The organism is Comamonas sp. 17RB (assembly GCF_030056555.1).
Lineage (GTDB): Bacteria > Pseudomonadota > Gammaproteobacteria > Burkholderiales > Burkholderiaceae_C > Comamonas > Comamonas terrigena.
The window spans coordinates 254,496-271,437 of sequence record NZ_JASHHY010000001.1 but is presented as its reverse complement, the minus strand read 5'-3'; the positions used below and the strand labels follow the sequence as shown (position 1 = coordinate 271,437).

At 62.7% G+C, this 16,942-nt stretch carries 10 protein-coding genes and 1 tRNA gene; 4 read left to right on the top strand and 7 right to left on the bottom strand.

The annotated features are described in order from the left end of the window. Positions 1-666 precede the first annotated feature (666 nt). On the top strand, positions 667-1,656 hold the full coding sequence (locus tag QM470_RS01110; RefSeq protein ID WP_283337825.1) for a Bug family tripartite tricarboxylate transporter substrate binding protein: 990 nt from the start codon (positions 667-669) through the stop codon (positions 1,654-1,656). Between the two features lie 144 nt (positions 1,657-1,800). Here QM470_RS01110 and QM470_RS01105 read toward each other — a convergent pair whose 3' ends face one another. After that, positions 1,801-3,057 carry an NAD(P)/FAD-dependent oxidoreductase gene (locus QM470_RS01105; RefSeq protein ID WP_349307055.1) on the bottom strand — a complete coding sequence of 419 codons (1,257 nt, stop codon included), beginning with the start codon at positions 3,055-3,057 and terminating at the stop codon, positions 1,801-1,803. A 275-nt stretch (positions 3,058-3,332) separates the two neighbouring features. Further along, positions 3,333-4,409 (bottom strand): selenide, water dikinase SelD, encoded by a 1,077-nt coding sequence (gene selD, locus QM470_RS01100; RefSeq protein WP_283337824.1) that lies wholly within the window; start codon positions 4,407-4,409, stop codon positions 3,333-3,335. 184 nt (positions 4,410-4,593) lie between these two features. Between selD and QM470_RS01095 the strand changes: the two genes are divergently transcribed. Further along, on the top strand, positions 4,594-5,421 hold the full coding sequence (locus tag QM470_RS01095; protein ID WP_283337823.1) for a GNAT family N-acetyltransferase: 828 nt from the start codon (positions 4,594-4,596) through the stop codon (positions 5,419-5,421). A gap of 204 nt (positions 5,422-5,625) precedes the next feature. Here QM470_RS01095 and QM470_RS01090 read toward each other — a convergent pair whose 3' ends face one another. Together QM470_RS01090 and QM470_RS01085 are read right to left on the bottom strand one after the other, a co-directional pair. Beyond that, positions 5,626-6,903 (bottom strand): GGDEF domain-containing protein, encoded by a 1,278-nt coding sequence (locus QM470_RS01090; RefSeq protein WP_283337822.1) that lies wholly within the window; start codon positions 6,901-6,903, stop codon positions 5,626-5,628. A 426-nt stretch (positions 6,904-7,329) separates the two neighbouring features. Further along, complete coding sequence (locus QM470_RS01085) at positions 7,330-7,776, bottom strand: LexA family protein (protein ID WP_283337821.1); 447 nt, start codon at positions 7,774-7,776, stop codon at positions 7,330-7,332. Between the two features lie 744 nt (positions 7,777-8,520). Between QM470_RS01085 and QM470_RS01080 the strand changes: the two genes are divergently transcribed. Continuing rightward, the gene (locus QM470_RS01080) at positions 8,521-11,001 is read left to right on the top strand and encodes a DEAD/DEAH box helicase (protein ID WP_283337820.1); all 2,481 of its coding nucleotides are present in this window, start codon (positions 8,521-8,523) and stop codon (positions 10,999-11,001) included. Positions 11,002-11,518: 517 nt separating this feature from the next. Further along, positions 11,519-12,583 carry a Clp protease/crotonase-like domain-containing protein gene (locus QM470_RS01075; RefSeq protein WP_283337819.1) on the top strand — a complete coding sequence of 355 codons (1,065 nt, stop codon included), beginning with the start codon at positions 11,519-11,521 and terminating at the stop codon, positions 12,581-12,583. 442 nt (positions 12,584-13,025) lie between these two features. Here the strand turns inward: QM470_RS01075 and QM470_RS01070 are convergent. From QM470_RS01070 to selA, 3 genes are all read right to left on the bottom strand, one after another. Then, positions 13,026-13,121 (bottom strand) — tRNA-Sec (locus tag QM470_RS01070). Between the two features lie 255 nt (positions 13,122-13,376). Continuing rightward, the gene (gene selB / locus QM470_RS01065) at positions 13,377-15,299 is read right to left on the bottom strand and encodes a selenocysteine-specific translation elongation factor (RefSeq protein WP_283337818.1); all 1,923 of its coding nucleotides are present in this window, start codon (positions 15,297-15,299) and stop codon (positions 13,377-13,379) included. Positions 15,300-15,426: 127 nt separating this feature from the next. Next, positions 15,427-16,905 carry an L-seryl-tRNA(Sec) selenium transferase gene (gene selA / locus QM470_RS01060; protein ID WP_502846787.1) on the bottom strand — a complete coding sequence of 493 codons (1,479 nt, stop codon included), beginning with the start codon at positions 16,903-16,905 and terminating at the stop codon, positions 15,427-15,429. Between the last annotated feature and the right edge of the window lie 37 nt (positions 16,906-16,942).

Here is a 16,942-nt window from a genome sequence, read left to right as displayed (position 1 = left end):
TGAGCGTCATTGAGCCTTATGGGGCCTCACTGAGCTTCCAACGTCACTGCCCGTTCAGAGCCCGAGCCGGCAGGCGCATGGATGGTGGGGCCCCATAGAAAGCCCCCCCGCTGGCACAGCACGGTGGCAATAGCTGCAGCCCCCCCCCATTTCCAGCCTGCTCACCTTCCGCCAAGGTGGAGCGCGCAAGCCCGGCGTGGGCGACGAGGCTGCCATCAGCGGCATGCTGTTCGTGTGGCACACCGGAATTCCTTCGGAAGAACTCCCCCCGTCCCTGGGCAGGGGCCGTGGCATGGCGTGCTGGCGGCGCCTGCGTGAAGGGAATGCCAGTCACGCCTGGTAGTGCTTGCCTTGCACCAAGCCATGCGGGTGCGCCTTCGTGGTCAGGCGGTGTTCGCGGCGCCAAGGACAAGGCATGCGAGATTGTTCAACAAAAAAAAGAGAGTGCCGTCCCATGCAAGGGCGGAGCGCAAGACGCTCTGGCAGGGCGGTGGAGAGGGGGCTGCGTGAGGGGAAGGGCGGTGCGTGGCCCGAATCTTGCATCGAACTTACTGGTTTTCCCTTATTCCTGTATTGGAGTAATGGATGACAATTTCGCAGTTTTGTTGAGCAATCTTTAAAACATCGTTGAAAGATTGTTTTTTGTTCCCGTTGACTATTGACGCCATGAATCTGAGCCCCGCCGCACTCTCACGACGCACCTTGTTTGCCTGTACCGCAGCCCTGCTGGGCGGCGCGCTGCATGCGCAAACCGCCTATCCCAACAAACCGATTCGCATCGTGGTGCCCTATGCGCCCGGAGGGTCGGTCGATATGGTGGGCCGGGTGATTGGCGACATCCTGGCCAAGCAGCTGGGCACCACCGTGGTGATCGAGAATGTGCCCGGCGCCGCGGGTGTGGTGGGCGCCCAGCGTGTCGTGTCTTCCAAGCCCGATGGCTACACCTTGCTGGCGGGCTCCAGCAACGAGATGGCGGGCACCAAGTTTGTCAACGCGGCACAAAAGTACGACCCAGCGGTGGACCTGACACCGATTGCACTGACGGCTTCGGCGCCCAATCTGTGGGTGGCGGGCGCCCATGTGCCGGTCAAGAACATGGATGAATTCATCCAACTGGTCAAGGCCCACCCTGGCAAGTACAGCTATGGCAGCCCTGGCATTGGCTCTACGCCCCATTTCTCGGGCGAGCTGATCAAGAAGACGGCTGGCGTCCACTTGGTCCATATTCCCTATAAAGGATCGCCTGCGATGACCGGCGATCTGGGCGGCGGCAATCTGGACTTTGCGATTCTCTCGCCCATGGCTTCGGCCCCGTTGGTGCAAACGGGCAAGATCAAGATCCTGGGCGCCACCACGGCCGAGCGCATCAGCAGCCTGAAGAACGTGCCCGCGCTGGCCGAGCATCCGGCGCTCAAAGGCTATGCCCTGAGTGGCTGGTTTGCGCTGGCAGCCCCCAAGGGCCTGCCTGCAGATATCGTCTCCAGCCTGCAAAAAGCGGTGCAGGCCGGCCTGGCCGATCCCGCCATCCGCCAACGACTGGACGCCGCAGGCACGCCGCCTGCCACTGGCACGGAAAGTCTGGCCCAGGTCATCCGCACCGATATGGGCAAATACGCCGAACTGGTGAAGTTCGCCAATATCTCGCTGGATAACTGAGCGGGATCTCGCCGCGCAAAAAACGCCTCCTTGGGAGGCGTTTTTTTGTTGGAGCGCTGTCGATAACGGCAGCCTTCCAAAGACTAGCGGAGAGGTCTTGCCGGGGCGCACGCCCTTCGGCGGTGCGGTGTCGGACGGGACGGCTTAGAGAAAGCGTTCGGCGCGGAAGGGGTGGGCGTCGATGGGGGCGGGCTGTCCGCTCATCAGCGCGCCCAGCAGTTTGGCAGTGCCGGTGCCGGTGGAAAAACCGACATGCTGGTGGCCGAAGGCCAGCCACAGATTGCGGCGGCCGGGCATGGCGCCGATGATGGGGCGGCAGTCCGGCAGCGTGGGGCGGCTGCCCATCCAGGGCGCGGCTTCCAGGCGTGCGCCCAGCGGCAGGGCCTGGCGGGCGGCGGTTTCGGCCAGCTCCAGCTGCACGGGGTGGGGGGCGGCCTCGCAGTCGTTCAGCTCCACGCCGGTGGACAGGCGTAGGCCTTGTTCCATGGGCGAGAGCACATAGGCGCCGCCGGTGTCGTACACCGGGCGCTGCAGGCGCGCCGGGCTGGCCGTGTCTGCGGCGTAGTGCATGTGGTAGCCGCGCTCGAAGGCCATGGGCACGCGGATGCCCAGCCGGCCCATGAACTGCTTGCTCCACGGGCCCAGGGCCACCACCACCTGGTCGAAGTAGCTGGCCTGGCCGCTGTCGTCCAGCACATCCCAGCCTTCGCCGTTGCGCTGCAGGGTGTGCAGCTGGCGGGTGCTGACGATGCCGCCGCGCGCGGCAAAGGCCCGGGCGTAGGCTGCGGTGACCTGGCCAGGGCTGTCGACGGAATAGGTGTCCTGCACCCACAGCGCCTTGGTGAACACGGAGGGGCGCAGCACGGGTTCCAGCGCGTGCAGGGCCGGGGCATCCAGCACCTGGGTGCGCACGCCAAAGTGGTCCATGGTGGCGCGGCCCAGCTGGCCGGCGTCGAAGGCGGCCTGGCTACGGTAGAGAAACAGCCAGCCGTTGTCACGCAGGCGCCGGCTTTCCCCGACTTCGGCCAGCAGGCGCTGGTGTTCGGTGGTGGACAGGCGGATCAGCGCGTCCAGCGCAGTGGTGGTTTCCTCAAACGCGCTGTGGGTGGCGTGGCGCAGGTAGGACAGGCCCCAGCCCAGGTTGCGCAGCATGAACGCGGTGTTGTAGCGCAGCGAGGCGGTGTTGTTGCGCAGCAGCGTGGGCAGCGACTTCCACAGATCGGGGTGGTTGAACGGCATCAGCGAGCTGCGGGCGATGACGCCGGCATTGCCGTAGGAGGTTTCCTGGCCCGGATCGCGCCGGTCGATCAGGGTGACCTGGGCGCCCAGGCGCTGCAGTTCCAGGGCGGTGGCAACGCCCACCATGCCGGCGCCCAAGACGGCGACGCGGGAATTCAACATAGTCCAACCAGATGAGGGGGAGATGGGGTGAGGGGGCAAGGCTTGCCCGGAAGGAGCCTGCCATTGTGCGCCTGCGTGCGGGCAGTCAGGCAGTGTTGCGGCGTCACATCGGCAAAACAGCGTGTCAAAGCGACGGCGGTGGCTGCGGGGCGTTGCAGGCGTTGCGGGCGCAAAAAAGGCACCCGAAGGTGCCGGTGTGCGGGAGCGCGGTGGCGCCCTCTAGGGCCTGCAGCCTGTAACCCTGTGGGCTCGGTTGCCCAGTGGACCCTGCCGGCTCAGTCGACGACCACCTGGGCGGCGCCGGCTTCCATGCGGCCCACGACAGCGGCATCGGCAAAGCCATGGCGGGCGAACAGGTCCAGCACCTGCTGCACGGTGTCGGGGGTGCAGGACACCAGCAGGCCGCCGGAGGTCTGCGGGTCGGTCAGCAGGGCGCGCTGGGCGTCGCTGGTGCCGCTGGCCAGTTGCACGCTGGCGCCATAGCTGGCCCAGTTGCGGGTGGAGGCGCCGGTGAACACGCCTTGCGCGGCAAACTCGGCCACGCCCGGCAGCACCGGCAGGGTGCGGCTGTCGATGCGGGCGGTCAGGCCTGCACCGCGGGCCAGCTCCAGGCTGTGGCCCAGCAGGCCGAAGCCGGTCACGTCGGTCAGGGCGTGCACGCCGGCCAGCTGTGACAGTTCCATGCCAGGGCGGTTGAGCTGGGTGGTGGCGGCCACCATGGCGCGGTAGCCCGCGTCATCGAGCAGGTTCTTCTTGAGCGCGGCGGACAGAATGCCCACGCCCAGCGGCTTGCCCAGCACCAGCACGTCGCCTGCCTGGGCGTCGGCGTTGCGTTTCAGGTGCTTGGGGTTGACGATGCCGATGCCCACCAGACCGTAGATGGGTTCCACCGAGTCGATGGAGTGGCCGCCGGCCAGCGGGATGCCGGCGTCGCGGCACACGGATTCACCGCCTTCCAGGATCTTGGCGATCACGTCGTGCGGCAGCACATTGATGGGCATGCCCACAATGGCCAGCGCCATCAGCGGCGTACCGCCCATGGCGTAGATGTCGGACAGCGCATTGGTGGCGGCGATGCGGCCAAAGTCGAAGGCGTCGTCGACGATGGGCATGAAGAAGTCGGTGGTGGCGACGATGGCCTGCTCGTCGTTGATGCGGTAGACGGCAGCGTCGTCGGCCGTCTCGGTGCCCACCAGCAGATTGGGGAAGAACTGCTTGGGCAGGTTGCTCTTGGCCAGCAGTTCCGACAGCACGCCGGGGGCGATCTTGCAGCCGCAGCCACCGCCATGGGACAGTGAAGTCAAACGGGGCACGGCAGGGGCGGTGGTGGAGGCTGGGGTGGTGACAGTCATGGCAGCGTGTGAAAAAGCCCGCGGCGCAGGCCGGGCGGGCAGGGTCCAACAGGGCCGGTGGGCGCCGCCGTGCTGCGGGGCAGGGGGGCGGTGCGCCAGCGGCGACTCCCCCTATTATCGGCAGCTGGGCCTGCGGCCAGAAAGCCAGGGTTGCGGCGGTCGTTTTTCTGCTTTTTTTCAATCTATGGATGCTTTTGTCACTGCGGCCGGTGCGCCGCCTGTTCCCGGTGTTCCAGCCGGTCCCGATGGTTCCCTTCCCCTGGTGGCCGCGCCGGGCACGGCCAGCGTGGCGCGGCTGGAGCAGCGCAGCTTCAATGCCTGGCCGGCGGTGCGCACGGCGGTCATGGACGGCTGGCTGCTGCGCAGCAGCGGCGGCTACACCAAGCGCGCCAATTCGGCCAACGCAGTGCAAGCCGGTGCCTTGCTGGACGAGGGTTTGCTGCAGGCCATCGAAGCCTGGTATGCGCGGCAGCAGCTGCCCGCCATCTTCCGGCTGTCCCCGCTGGCGGATGCACCGTGCGATGCGCTGCTGGCCGCGCGCGGCTATGCCCTGGTGGAGCCTTCCCGCTTTTTGCTGCGCCACGGCACGCCTGCGGACTGCCAGCTGCCCGCCGTGCCCGTGGAGCCCCGCTGCACGCCGGCCTGGCTGGCTGGTTATGCCCAGGCCAGCGGCCTGGCGCCACAGCAGCAGCCCTGGCACCAGCGGATTGTGGATGGCATTGGTGGGCAGTGCGCCTATGCCACGGTGGAGCAAGGCGGGCGCAGCGTGGCCTGGGGCCTGGCGGTGCTGGAGCGTCGCGCCGCGGGCCTGTACGACGTGGTGGTGGCGCCGGAATGTCGGGGGCAGGGCCTGGGCCGGCAACTGGTGCGCGGCCTGCTGCAATGGGCGGCGGCCCAGGGTGCGCAGCAGTTGGACCTGCAGGTGCGCGGCGGCAATCGGGTGGCCGAGCAGCTGTATGCCAGCCTGGGCTTTGTGCCGGTCTATGGCTACCACTACCGGGTGCAGCGTTAGGGGCTGGCTTGGTGGTTTAGGTTTCGGTGTGGGCGCGGTGCCGGTGGGCGATCGGTGAATTGCGATTGGGCTGGCGGGCAGGCGGTAGGCGGCAGCGCGGCAACTCCTCCACGTGCCTTCCGTGTCCTTGCCGCATGCTTCCCGCGTGTTTGCCAGGTGTTTTTCGCGCGATTTCTGCGCGCCGGTCGGGCAAGGGGTAGGCGTCTATCGTTCGGCCGTGTCGTCCCTGTGGGGGCGCACAAAGCGTTCCGGAAAGCGCAGCATGCCCAGGCCCAGGCCCTGGCCCAGCAGGTCCAGGCCGTCCACCGCCTCGTCGCCAGCGGGTGCGCCGAACAGGCAGACCCGGTCGCGCCCGGCGTGCTTGGCCTGGTAGAGGGCCTGGTCGGCCTGGTGCAGCAGCACATTGCTGCAGGCGTCTGCACTGTCGGCAGCCAGGGCGCTGACGCCCACGCTGATGGTCACCGGCCAGCTGCCCTTGGCATGGTGGGCGCGTAGCTGGTTGCGGGCGGCTTCACACAGGCGGTTGGCCAGCTGCACGGCCTGTTCGGCCGTGGTGTCCGGGCAGACCACAATGAACTCTTCCCCGCCATAGCGGCCCGCCACACTGAGCGGGCGCAACTGCTGGCGCAGCATTTGCCCCATGCCGGCCAGCACCTGGTCGCCCACCGGGTGGCCGCACTGGTCGTTGACGCGCTTGAAGTGGTCCAGGTCCATCAGCAGCACGGCCAGGGGGCGGCGCTGGTGGTGGGGCAGGTCCAGGGTCTGCTGCAGGGCCTGCATGACCGTACGGCGGTTGGGCAGGCCGGTGAGGCTGTCTTCATTGGCAAAGCGCAGCAGCTGCTGGTCCGCCCGCGCCTGTGCCATCATCAGAAAGCCGATGGCCTTGAGGTGCAGGGCGATGAACAGCACGGCATAGGACAGCAGCAGGGAAGAGCTGCTGCGGGTGCTGGAAGGGGAGAGCACGGTCAGCGACAGCTGGGGCGAGAACATGCGCAGCACCAGGGCCGCGGTGAGCAGCGCCACGCCCGCCATGAACACCCATTCCCCGCGCCCCATATGGTGGTAGCGGCGCAGCAGCACCTGCGCCATCCACAGGTTGTGCAGGATCAGCATGCCGCAGACCGTGCGCGTGCGCGCCACAACCTGGGCCGGGTCCAGCAGCAGCACATAGACCACGGCAATGCACACCGGCAGCACATACAGCCAGGCGGTGGTGAGCGGGATGCGGTAGAAGCGGTGCAGGCTGGCAATGCTGGCGCAGATGCCGCTGGCAAACGCCACATAGCCGATGCCGGACAGCAGGGGCCGCAACGGGGAGCCCATAAAGCTCAGGCAGCTGAAGCCCACGCCGAACAGCACCAGGCCCAGTGTCAGCTGGCTGCCACCGTCGTTCCAGAATTTTCTGCCCCAGAAACCCGTCAGCGCAGCGAGGGTGACCGAGGACAGAACGATCATCATCGACACCGTCGTCAAATCCAGCATGATCTATTTCTATCCCCCCTGTGCGCGACATCGAACCCTCTCTGTGCGCAGCCTGTCGGCATTCGAATAAATGCTATCGGCAATTGCCCACCAAGGCACCTGGGTGGAATGCGGGCGAGATGAAGTCAGGATGCTGTGTATTTGATAGCTGTTGACGGCCTTCCGAATGGCCCTGGATGCCAGTGTCTGGACATGCATCCAGCATGGCTCAGACCCCTGTTTTGCAATGCAGAACAGGGTTTCTGGATGGGCGGTAGTGCAGGTGGTGGAACTGGGGGATGCCCGGCAGGTGCGGTATGCCGCTGCGGCGCCGGGAAGGCTGCGGGCTGTGCGGCTTTGGCGGGGCTATGGGGCAGCAACTGAGAGCGGCAGTCACCTGGCGCGAACACCAGCGCGGACTGGGCACGCCAACATGCTCCCATACCCTCACACCGTGCGCAAACGCTTGACGCTGCTGGTCACCACACCCCAGATCTCGATGTGCTGCCCCTCCTGGGGATGGATGTCGGGATACGCCGGGTTTTCCGGGTGCAGCACGAACTGGTCGTCGCGTACGTGCAGGCGCTTGCAGGTGAATTCGCCATCCACCTGGGCCACCACGATGTCGCCGTGCGCGGGCTGGAGTTGTTTGTCCACAACCAGCATGTCGCCGTCGAACATGCCCGCGCCTTCCATGCTGTCCCCCGTTTGCCGCAGGATGAAGATGGACTGCGGGTGCTGTGCCAGTTCGGTAGCTAGGTCGATGTGCCCGACCGCACCGCGCTCCGCCAGACTGGCACGGCCGCCGCGCGCGGGCGCTGCCAGCATGGGCAGCGGCATGGCGGTGATGGTGGCGGGCACGGGCAGGCCGGCAAGGAAGTGATTGCTGTACATGTGTACAGTATATGCGAGCGATGCGACGGATGCAGCAGCGGTTGGTGACTGGGTGTGTCTACAGCCGTTGGGGTGGGGGAGAGCTGCTGAACCGGTAGAGCGGCGTTGCCTATGGTTATTAGGTCTGGAGTGATCAGAGCTTGGCTTCATCAGCGTGTGGCAGACCGCTTTTATGTGGTGTATGCCGCTGAGAGTAGGTGCATTTTTTAGTAATGACCCCGCGTCGTATTTGAGCAGCCTATTGGACAGAAAGAGCATGTTGCTTTCATCCGTCTGCTCCAAGTTAATTTGGCAGCAGGAAGCGTGCTCGCATCTTTAAGTACTGAAATCCCATTCATGTATCATTAGTATTTGAATGTTACACCGCGGTTACTGCACACATCGGCTGCTAGGGGACTAAAACAAGCGGCTCCTTCTTTTTCATAGCACTTGCTGTGATGGCTGAAGAAAATGGGGTATGTATTCTGCGTTGTGACAGTTCAACGTGCTGTCGAAACTGAATCTACGCTAGTGCTTATAGAGCGAGAGTTGCTGTATGCGTCGTGCCATAGTTCAGAGCAGGTGCGACGCCCTGCATTCGCAGCGGCCTATGCTTTGAGGCCTGTGTACGTCACGGGTGGCCGTAACGTGCCATGACACACAGAGGCAGCGACATTAGGAGAACAGCGTATGGAAGATGGTCGCAGCCTTCGGTTTGCCTACATCTGTCGCATCGTGCAATTGGCGTGTTAGGGAGAAGAATAGATGATCAACTTTGGATCGCTAGCGAAGGCATCAGGGGGCGAGGTCCCTGCAACGCTCGAAGAGCTGTTCAAACAACTAGACCGTAAAGCCACACATACTGGTCTTCGTCCAGCCCAGCTTGCCGCACTGGCCGCACTGAACCAGCAGATCGAGCACAAAGATGTCATCATGAAGTTGAGTACAGGGTCCGGAAAGACGGTGCTGGGCCTGCTTTATGCCGAAATGATGCGTCGCAAGTACAAGGGCGAGCCTGTAGTTTATCTGTGCCCGACCAATCAATTAGCCGATCAAGTCGTCGAGACTGGCAGGCTTATTGGCGTGAAGGTCAGCACATTCCCCAGCAAGGGACTGCCCTATGACGCGTTGAGCGGTGATACTGTTCTTGCTTGCACGTACGACCGCCTGTTCAATGCGAACTCGGTCTTCGAGAACAAGTCGATCCGGCCTTCAGCCATAGTCATGGACGATGTTCATGCTGGCGGCGAACGAATTCGTAAGGCTTATACCGTCCAGGTGCCTGATACCGTTTTTCCTGCGTTGCGAGCATTGCTCGAACCGTTGTGCAATGCCACCGATGCAGCTACTTGGGCAAGCATCGTCAGAGGCGATGCCGGTTCGACGTACGAGGTACCGTACTGGGTGTGGGCGCAGGTTTGCGGTGAGGCCGCCAGATTGATGGCTGACTTGATTGACAAACCTCCGCTGTTGTTCACATGGGGGAACATAGCTCGCTATCTAGAGTTGACGCGATGCTGTATTTCAGGTGTGACGGCGGAGATTGCGCTGCAGATACCGCCAGTGGAGGAGGTGTCGGCATATGCCGGCGCCAAGCATCGGTTGTTCATGTCGGCCAGCATCAAGGACAGCTCTGGCATGATCGCAGCGTTAGGATGCTCGCCTGACGCCTATAAACGTCTAATCGAGCCAAAAGAAGATGAAGGTGCGGGCGAGAGGATGATTTTGCCCACGTCGCTTATAAACTCAGATAGTGAAAAAAAGGAGATCGCTGCCGCGTGTGCGGAGTTGGCCACGAAGACCAACGTCGTTGTTCTCACGACATCGGCGGCCCAGGCTGCGACGTGGATTACGGCGGGTGCCGTTTTGTCGCAGGGCGGTGACTTCGATGGAACGCTTGAGAAACTGCGTACGACTACTGGGAACTACGTCGTGTTCGCGCAGCGTTTCGACGGCGTCGACTTACCCGATGATGCTTGTCGCGTCCTCGTCATCGACGGCGTACCGGGTGGGGAGCGCATCATCGACCACGTCGATGCATACCGACAGAAAGACAGCCCGGAATACGAGGTGCGAACGGTTAATAAGTTCGAGCAGGCACTAGGCCGGGCGGTCCGCTCCAGTGCTGACTTTGCGACAGTGTTGCTGGTTGGTACGGATATCGCGGCTTTCATTGGCCGCAAGAACGTCGCGGGGTTGCTTGAGGAGCGCACTCGGCGACAAGTGGAACTTGGACAAGAGCTGGCGCGTTTACCGGACCATGCTGGCAAGTCGATCGGTGTGGTCATCCAGGATCTTGCGCAGGCGCTACTGGATCGCAATGAGGGTTGGCGGTACGCGCACAAGACGCGCGTCGCTGTGACTGATAAACAGGTGCGCGATACGGCACTGACACCCTATGAAGCCGGTGCGCTTGCCATGCGCGAGGCCTGGAGTATGGCGAAGGCCAAGAACCCGCAAGGTGCAGTCGCGCGCCTTCGCGATGCTGTCAACGCCAATCACCTGCACCCGGTCCATAAGGCCGAGCTGCTGTACTGGATCGCGGCGTACCAACACCAATTCGATCCAGGTCAGGCTGCAGAGGTTTACAAGGCTGTCTTTGGTTTGAATACCAAATTTCCAAGGCCACTTCAGACGCCCGACAAGCGATTCGCACGCATGACCGATCAGGCGGTGGCGTTATGTGGGGTGTTCGGCATTTTCGGTTCTACGAACGCTGCTCTGGCGCGCGTCGACGAGGTGAAGGCCAAGCTAGCTTTCGCCAACGAGGCAGAAACCGTGGAGCGCGGCCTGCATGAGCTAGGCGAATTACTTGGCGCAGCCAGCAGCCGGCCCGAGAAGGAGACCGGTCGCGGTCCGGACGTACTCTGGTTATTTGATGACTGTGGGGCCTGCATTGAGGCGAAGAATGAGAAGACGGCGCCGATCCACAAGTCCGACGCCGCCCAGTTGCTCCTGAGCAATACCTGGTGCGATGAGCATCTCGTGGCCGGTACTCCGAGGCCGACGCCTGTTTTTGCGACCAACGTAACGTCCGCTGATCGAGCCGAGGACATCGCGTTTGGACCCAGGCTGATGCCTGAGCCAGTGCTCATGGACATCGTTGATCGGCTTCGCAAGGTGCTGATGAGCCTCGCCTTTGACGGCCCCCTGTTCACAGACCCCGGAGTCGTTGCCGCAAAGCTGCGCGAGCAAGGTATCACTGGCGTTGCGATCATTACTCGATTGGCTGTAATGAAAAGCTGATGCCTGCAGTGCCCAGCGAAAAAGCTGTTTGACTGCTACTGATACTTGGCAACCATGGACGACTGAACAGTAAATCGGTTCTGTCGCGCGTCCAGTCTAACTTATAGATTCGGTGCACGGTACACAACTGGCATCACTAATCCAGGTATGGCAGTCGGCGGTCCAGTGAGTCTGTATCGCCGGCATAGCTTTATGAGGCTTGAACGGCAGCAGTGGGGCGATTGCTGCCGATTAGGTCGGCCCTCTCAATACGTCAAACGTGCATTTGGCACAAGCTCACCCTAGCGATAGCGGCACCGCGTTCTTGTCTCAGTTTTGGTTGATGTGGCGCATGGCGTTCACCAACACGCTGTGTTTCCGGCCTATAGATTTGCTTTCTCGGGTAGCAGTAAAGGCAGGTCCCACGTCTGCGGGCTCGGATCCAGCTGCATGATGCCCCACCGGGCCCAAGACAAAAATCTTCCTCGTATCGCGCACAGATGTTTTTGGTTTTATTTTAAAGAGATATTATATAAATATGGATGACGCAAAGAATCTCATGCTTAGCATGATGAACACTCTTAAAGAACGGATAGGAAACCCTTTGATCGGAGCGTTTGCAACAGCTTGGGTTGTTTGGAATTTTAAGATTGTTCTAGTCATTTTCAGCAAAGGTGATGGCGGCTGGAAAGCAAAAAATGACTACATCTTTAAAGATTTAATGCAAGACTGGAGTGACTGGCTGTTGCACGGGTACGTCGTGCCTTTAGGAATCGCCTGTATTTGGATTTTTGCTCTTCCTCCTATTCTTCGGAAGATAAGTTGTTGGCATGAAAAGCAGAACAACTTAACTAGAGAAAAATTGTTTGAAGCGACGCAAGAAAAGGTTCTATCAAAAGCTGACGAACAAGCCCTTCGAGAACACATTCTTGCTGAACGATTAAAAATTATCGAAAATAGAGAGCGCGATGCTAAAGCTCTGCAAGGTTTAATTGAAGATAATTCAAAAATATCTAATTCAAACATAGAGCTTCAAAAAGAAATAACAAGATTAATTGAGATTAATAAAGAAAGTATAAAAAAAGAGCAAGATCTATCTTCAAGATTAAAAAATCTTGCGAGAGAAGTCGATCCTCCTGCTGTTTTAATAAACTCCGAAATTTTTAATGATAAAGTTAAATTTGATGCCGCTTTAGAGCTAATTGGATTTAAAGAACCATATTCAAATAAATTATATACATCGTTTATTAAAAATGAGAAAAATAATTTCATCATACCTATGATTTTTTTGCGTGATGCTGCTTTCCAAAATGTTGTGATTTTTGATAGGAATCAGATTCTTGATGAAAATATCATGATATCTATAATGGTATTATCGAAGCAGATGCAACATACAAAGTCTCATTCTATGAGCTACTTAAAAGATCAGCTTAATAGGGTAGGTGTAAAAAACGCAGAATCACTGGTTGAGCGTCTTTTGATGCATAAATATCTGCGTGGAATTTCCGCCGGAGATGGTAATATTTTTTATGTTATGGATCACAGAATGACTGCAGCAAATGATTTTTTATTGCGTATTGGATTTGAATTGAAAATTAGTTAATAAATTGATTATTAGTTTTCAATATATCTCCACTTCGTGCCATCTGCACTTTGCTGTCCAGGCCGTCGTCGCTGAGGGTGTGACAGGCCTTTTTCACTAGCCAACTTTGGCTGTTGATGTCTTCCTTGACGCCGGTGATCCGTACGGGGCTTCGAGATATGAGTTCTGGACGTTCTAGGGGCGGACATTGGGCGCGGTGTCCTGTTCGCTAGCGGACCACTTTGGTGGCTGCCTGCTTGCGTCTAGCTCGTGGCTCAGATAGTTGCGCTTGGCGAGCTCGTCAGGAAGGCACGTCTGCCTGATGTTCAGAAGCTTGGCATCTGTAATGCGGCTAGCGGTGCCGCTGTGATCGGCAAAGACCGACTGACAAAGCGCGCGCAGAATGAAAAAGCCCCAGTGGTGAAGGGCTGGGGCTTTAGGGGGTTCTTGCGAACCGGTGTTCTGGCGGAAAGCAGCTGGAGTCGAACCAACCCAGGAGTGACTGACACCCCTCACCGGGTTTGAAGCCCGGCCGCGCCACCGGGCACGATTGCCTTCCTTGGGAGGAAAGCGGCGATTCTACCGTGTTACAGCCTGTGTGCAGGGCAGACTGCGGCGATGTGGAGCACAGGGAATGTCCCAGCCCCTGCTGCACACCTGCATCGTTATCTCCATCCCATCCCTAGCTCAGCCCAGCCCAGCCCAGCCCAGCCCAGCCCAGCCCAGCCCAGCTCAGCCCAGCTCAGCCCAGCTCAGCCCAGCTCAGCCGATCTCCATCGCATGACATCGCATCGCCACCATCACCCCTGTGCGCTCAGCGGCTGCGGTTCCATTGCGCGTCTGGGCGCAGCACGTGGGCGTCGCGCACGCGGCGGGTGTAGCCCAGGCGGTCGAAGCATTCGATGATCTGGATGGCGCGCTTGCGGCCCAGGCCGGTGGCGTCGCGGAAGGCGCGGGCTTCGACCTCGCCGTGGGCGGCCTGGGTGGCCAGTTGCTGCACGATGTCGGCCAGCTCGTCCATGCGCGCGGCGCTGTAGAACAGGTCTTTGACCACCTGGAACAGCTGGCCCTGGCGGGCGAGCTTGCGCAGCAGCTGGCGCACAGCTTCTTCGCCGGTGCCGGTGCCGGCGGCCAGGTCGCGCACCCAGGGCGGGTCGTAGCGGCCGGCGTGCAGCAGCGGCAGCAGCTGTTCCGACAGCGTTTGCTCGGCGGCGGTGAGCTGCACGCTGTGGCCGGGCAGGTGCAGCCAGGCGCCGCTGGCGGTGATGCTGCCGTCCTGCAGCAGCGCTTCCACCAGACCGGCCCACAGCGCGTCGTGCTGGTTGTGCACCAGTCCGGGCAGGGCCATGCGGCGCAGCCGGGCGGCGTTGATGCCGGGCTCGTCCGGGTTCTTGGCGTGAAAGCGTTCCAGCGTGTCCAGCACGCGTGCGCGCAGCGGCTGCCAGCGGGCGGCGTCCAGCAGCAGGGCGTCGCCATCCGCCATGGGCAGGCGCAGCGTGCCGGGCAGGGCTGCACCGTCCAGTGCACGCCCGGTTAGACGGGTCAGCTGCGACAGCGGCAGGCCGTGGGGGGCCTGGGCGATCAGGGCGGCGGGGCTGGCGGTGGCCACCAGTTGTTCCAGCGCGTCCAGATAGGCCGTGCGTTCTGCGCTGCGGCGCTTGCGGGCCGGCGCATAGGGGTCTACCACCATGCCGCCGGCGACGGTGCGGCTGGCCTGGGCGTTGCGCAGGATCAGGCGGTCGCCGGGCAGGGCGAACACGGGCGCATCCAGCACCAGCTGGGCGCGCACTTCGGTGCCGGGGTCGATGGGTTGGTCCTGCAGCAGCGCCACGTGGGCGGTGCCCTTGTGGGTGCCGATGTGCACATGCACCGGCGTCCACTGCGCCAGGGGCGGGGCTTCGGCCAGCAGGTGCAGGCGGATGTCGATGCGGTCGGTGGACTGGAGCAGGCGGCCGTCCAGAATCCAGTCGCCGCGCTGGATGTCTTCCTTGGCGATGCCGGCCAGGTTCAGGGCACAGCGCTGGCCGGCCACGCCGGTGTCGCTGGCCTGGTTCTGGGCGTGGATGCTGCGCACGCGCACGGACTGGCCGCTGGCCGAGTGCAGCAGTTGGTCGCCCACGTTCACGCGGCCGTTGAACACGGTGCCGGTGACCACGGTGCCCTGGCCGGGCAGGGTGAAGACGCGGTCCACCGCCAGGCGGAACAGCCCGTCCTGCGCGCGTGCGGGCATGAGCTGGGCCTGCACCTGCAGGTGGTCGCGCAGCGCGGCCACGCCGGGGTCGTCGGCCTGTACGGCATGGGTGGGGAAGATGGGGCTGCCGGCCAGGGCGGTGACCGACAGGATGGCCTGGATTTCGGCGCGCACATCGTCCAGCCGTTCGGGCAGCACGCGGTCGACCTTGGTCAGGGCCACGGTGCCGTGTTTGACGCCCAGCAGCTGCAGGATTTCCAGGTGTTCGATGGTCTGGGGCATGACGCCGTCGTCGGCGGCCACCACCAGCAGGGCGTGGTCTATGCCCACGGCGCCAGCGGCCATGGTGTGGACGAATTTTTCGTGGCCCGGCACGTCGATGATGCCCAGCACGTCGCCGTTGGGCAGGGGGCTGTAGGCGTAGCCCAGTTCAATGGAGATGCCGCGCGCTTTTTCTTCCTTCAGCCGGTCGGTCTCCACGCCGGTGAGGGCGCGCACCAGGGTGGTCTTGCCATGGTCGATATGGCCTGCGGTGCCGATGATCATGGGTGTCTCTGCTTTCCGCACCGTCTGTGCGGTGCTGGTTTAATGTCTCAATGGGAGGTCGTACAGGCTGCCAGGGTGCCATGGTGTCGTGGGCACGCTGGCAGCGCTGTAGGGAATGGCCTGGGGGTCAGGGCTGGGCCGGGGCCGCGCCGTCGGTGCGCAGCAGGAAGAACTGGGCGATGAAGCCGTCCAGTGCGTCGGCTTCCAGGCAGCGCAGGTCCAGCCACAGCGCGTCGTCGTGCAGGCGCCCGATGATGGGGCGGGGCAGGGCGCGCAGGCGCGCTTCGAGCTGCTGCAGCTGGCGGCCGGCCTGTTTGCCGCTGGCCGGGTAGATCTGCAGGCCCCAGCTGGGCAGGTTGTCCACGGGCAAGGCGCCGCTGCCGATCTGGCTGTGCAGCTCGGCGGTGTCCACCGTCCAGCTGGCGCCCAGGGCGTGTTGCAGCATGGGGGCCAGTTGTTCGGCCTGGGCGCGCATGTCGGCCTGCGGGCGGGTGAACAGGCGCAGCGTGGTCAGGTTCCGGGCCAGGGCCTCGGGGTGCAGGTACAGGCGCAGCGTGGGCTCCAGCGCCGCCAGGGTCAGCTTGCCCACGCGCAGGGCGCGCTTCATGGGGTGCTTCTTGATCCTGGCGATCAGCTCTTTCTTGCCGACGATGATGCCGGCCTGCGGCCCGCCCAGCAGCTTGTCGCCGCTGAAGGTGACCACATCGGCGCCGGCGTCGATGGTTTCGCGCACCGTCACCTCGTGGGGCAGGCCCCACTGGCGCAGGTCCACCAGGGTGCCGCTGCCCAGGTCCACCACCATCTGCAGGTCGTTGGCGTGGGCGATGGTGGTGACCTCGGCGTCGGGCACGCTCTTGGTGAAGCCCTGGATGGCGTAGTTGCTAGTGTGCACCTTCATCAGCAGGGCGGTGTCTGCGGTGATGGCGCCTTCGTAGTCGCGCGCATGGGTGCGGTTGGTGGTGCCCACCTCAACCAGCTTGCAGCCGGCGCGGCCCATGATGTCGGGGATGCGGAAGGCACCGCCGATTTCCACCAGCTCCCCGCGCGAGACCACCACTTCCTTGCCGGAGGCCAGTGTGGACAGGGTCAGCAGCACGGCGGCGGCGTTGTTGTTGACCACGGTGGCGGCTTCGGCGCCGGTGAGGCGGCAGATCAGTGCTTCCACCAGGTCGTCACGGTCGCCGCGGCCGCCGGTGGTCAGATCGTATTCCAGGTTGGCGGGGGTGGTCAGCGCTTGCACCACGGCGTCCACCGCCGCCTGGGGCAGCAGGGCGCGGCCCAGGTTGGTGTGCAGCACAGTGCCGGTGAGGTTGTAGACGCTGCGCAGGCGCGGGGCGAACAGCTGGGCGAGCTGCTGGCCGATCTGCGCTGCCAGCGCGGCAGTGGCCACGGCTTCGGGCGCCAGCGCGGTGCCGGTGCGCAGTTGCTGGCGCAGGTCTTCCAGCACCTGGCGCACGGCATCGGTGGTGGCGATGCGGCCGTAGTCGGCAAGCAGGGGCTGCAATTCAGCCGATTGCAGCAGGCGGTCCACCGACGGCAGGCGGGCGGGTTCCAGGGGGGCGGTAGCGTGGGGTGCGGATGGTGCGGCCACAGGCAGTCTCGGCAAGGTGCAGTCGGGAAAATGAAAACGGGCCGCCACGGGG

What these genes read in the sequence shown, in the direction of transcription:
- QM470_RS01110 (WP_283337825.1), top strand. Translation starts at nt 667, where the DNA reads ATGAATCTGAGCCCCGCCGCACTCTCACGACGCACCTTGTTTGCCTGT.
- QM470_RS01105 (WP_349307055.1), bottom strand. Translation starts at nt 3,057, where the DNA reads ATGTTGAATTCCCGCGTCGCCGTCTTGGGCGCCGGCATGGTGGGCGTT.
- selD (WP_283337824.1), bottom strand. Translation starts at nt 4,409, where the DNA reads ATGACTGTCACCACCCCAGCCTCCACCACCGCCCCTGCCGTGCCCCGT.
- QM470_RS01095 (WP_283337823.1), top strand. Translation starts at nt 4,594, where the DNA reads ATGGATGCTTTTGTCACTGCGGCCGGTGCGCCGCCTGTTCCCGGTGTT.
- QM470_RS01090 (WP_283337822.1), bottom strand. Translation starts at nt 6,903, where the DNA reads ATGCTGGATTTGACGACGGTGTCGATGATGATCGTTCTGTCCTCGGTC.
- QM470_RS01085 (WP_283337821.1), bottom strand. Translation starts at nt 7,776, where the DNA reads ATGTACAGCAATCACTTCCTTGCCGGCCTGCCCGTGCCCGCCACCATC.
- QM470_RS01080 (WP_283337820.1), top strand. Translation starts at nt 8,521, where the DNA reads ATGATCAACTTTGGATCGCTAGCGAAGGCATCAGGGGGCGAGGTCCCT.
- QM470_RS01075 (WP_283337819.1), top strand. Translation starts at nt 11,519, where the DNA reads ATGGATGACGCAAAGAATCTCATGCTTAGCATGATGAACACTCTTAAA.
- selB (WP_283337818.1), bottom strand. Translation starts at nt 15,299, where the DNA reads ATGATCATCGGCACCGCAGGCCATATCGACCATGGCAAGACCACCCTG.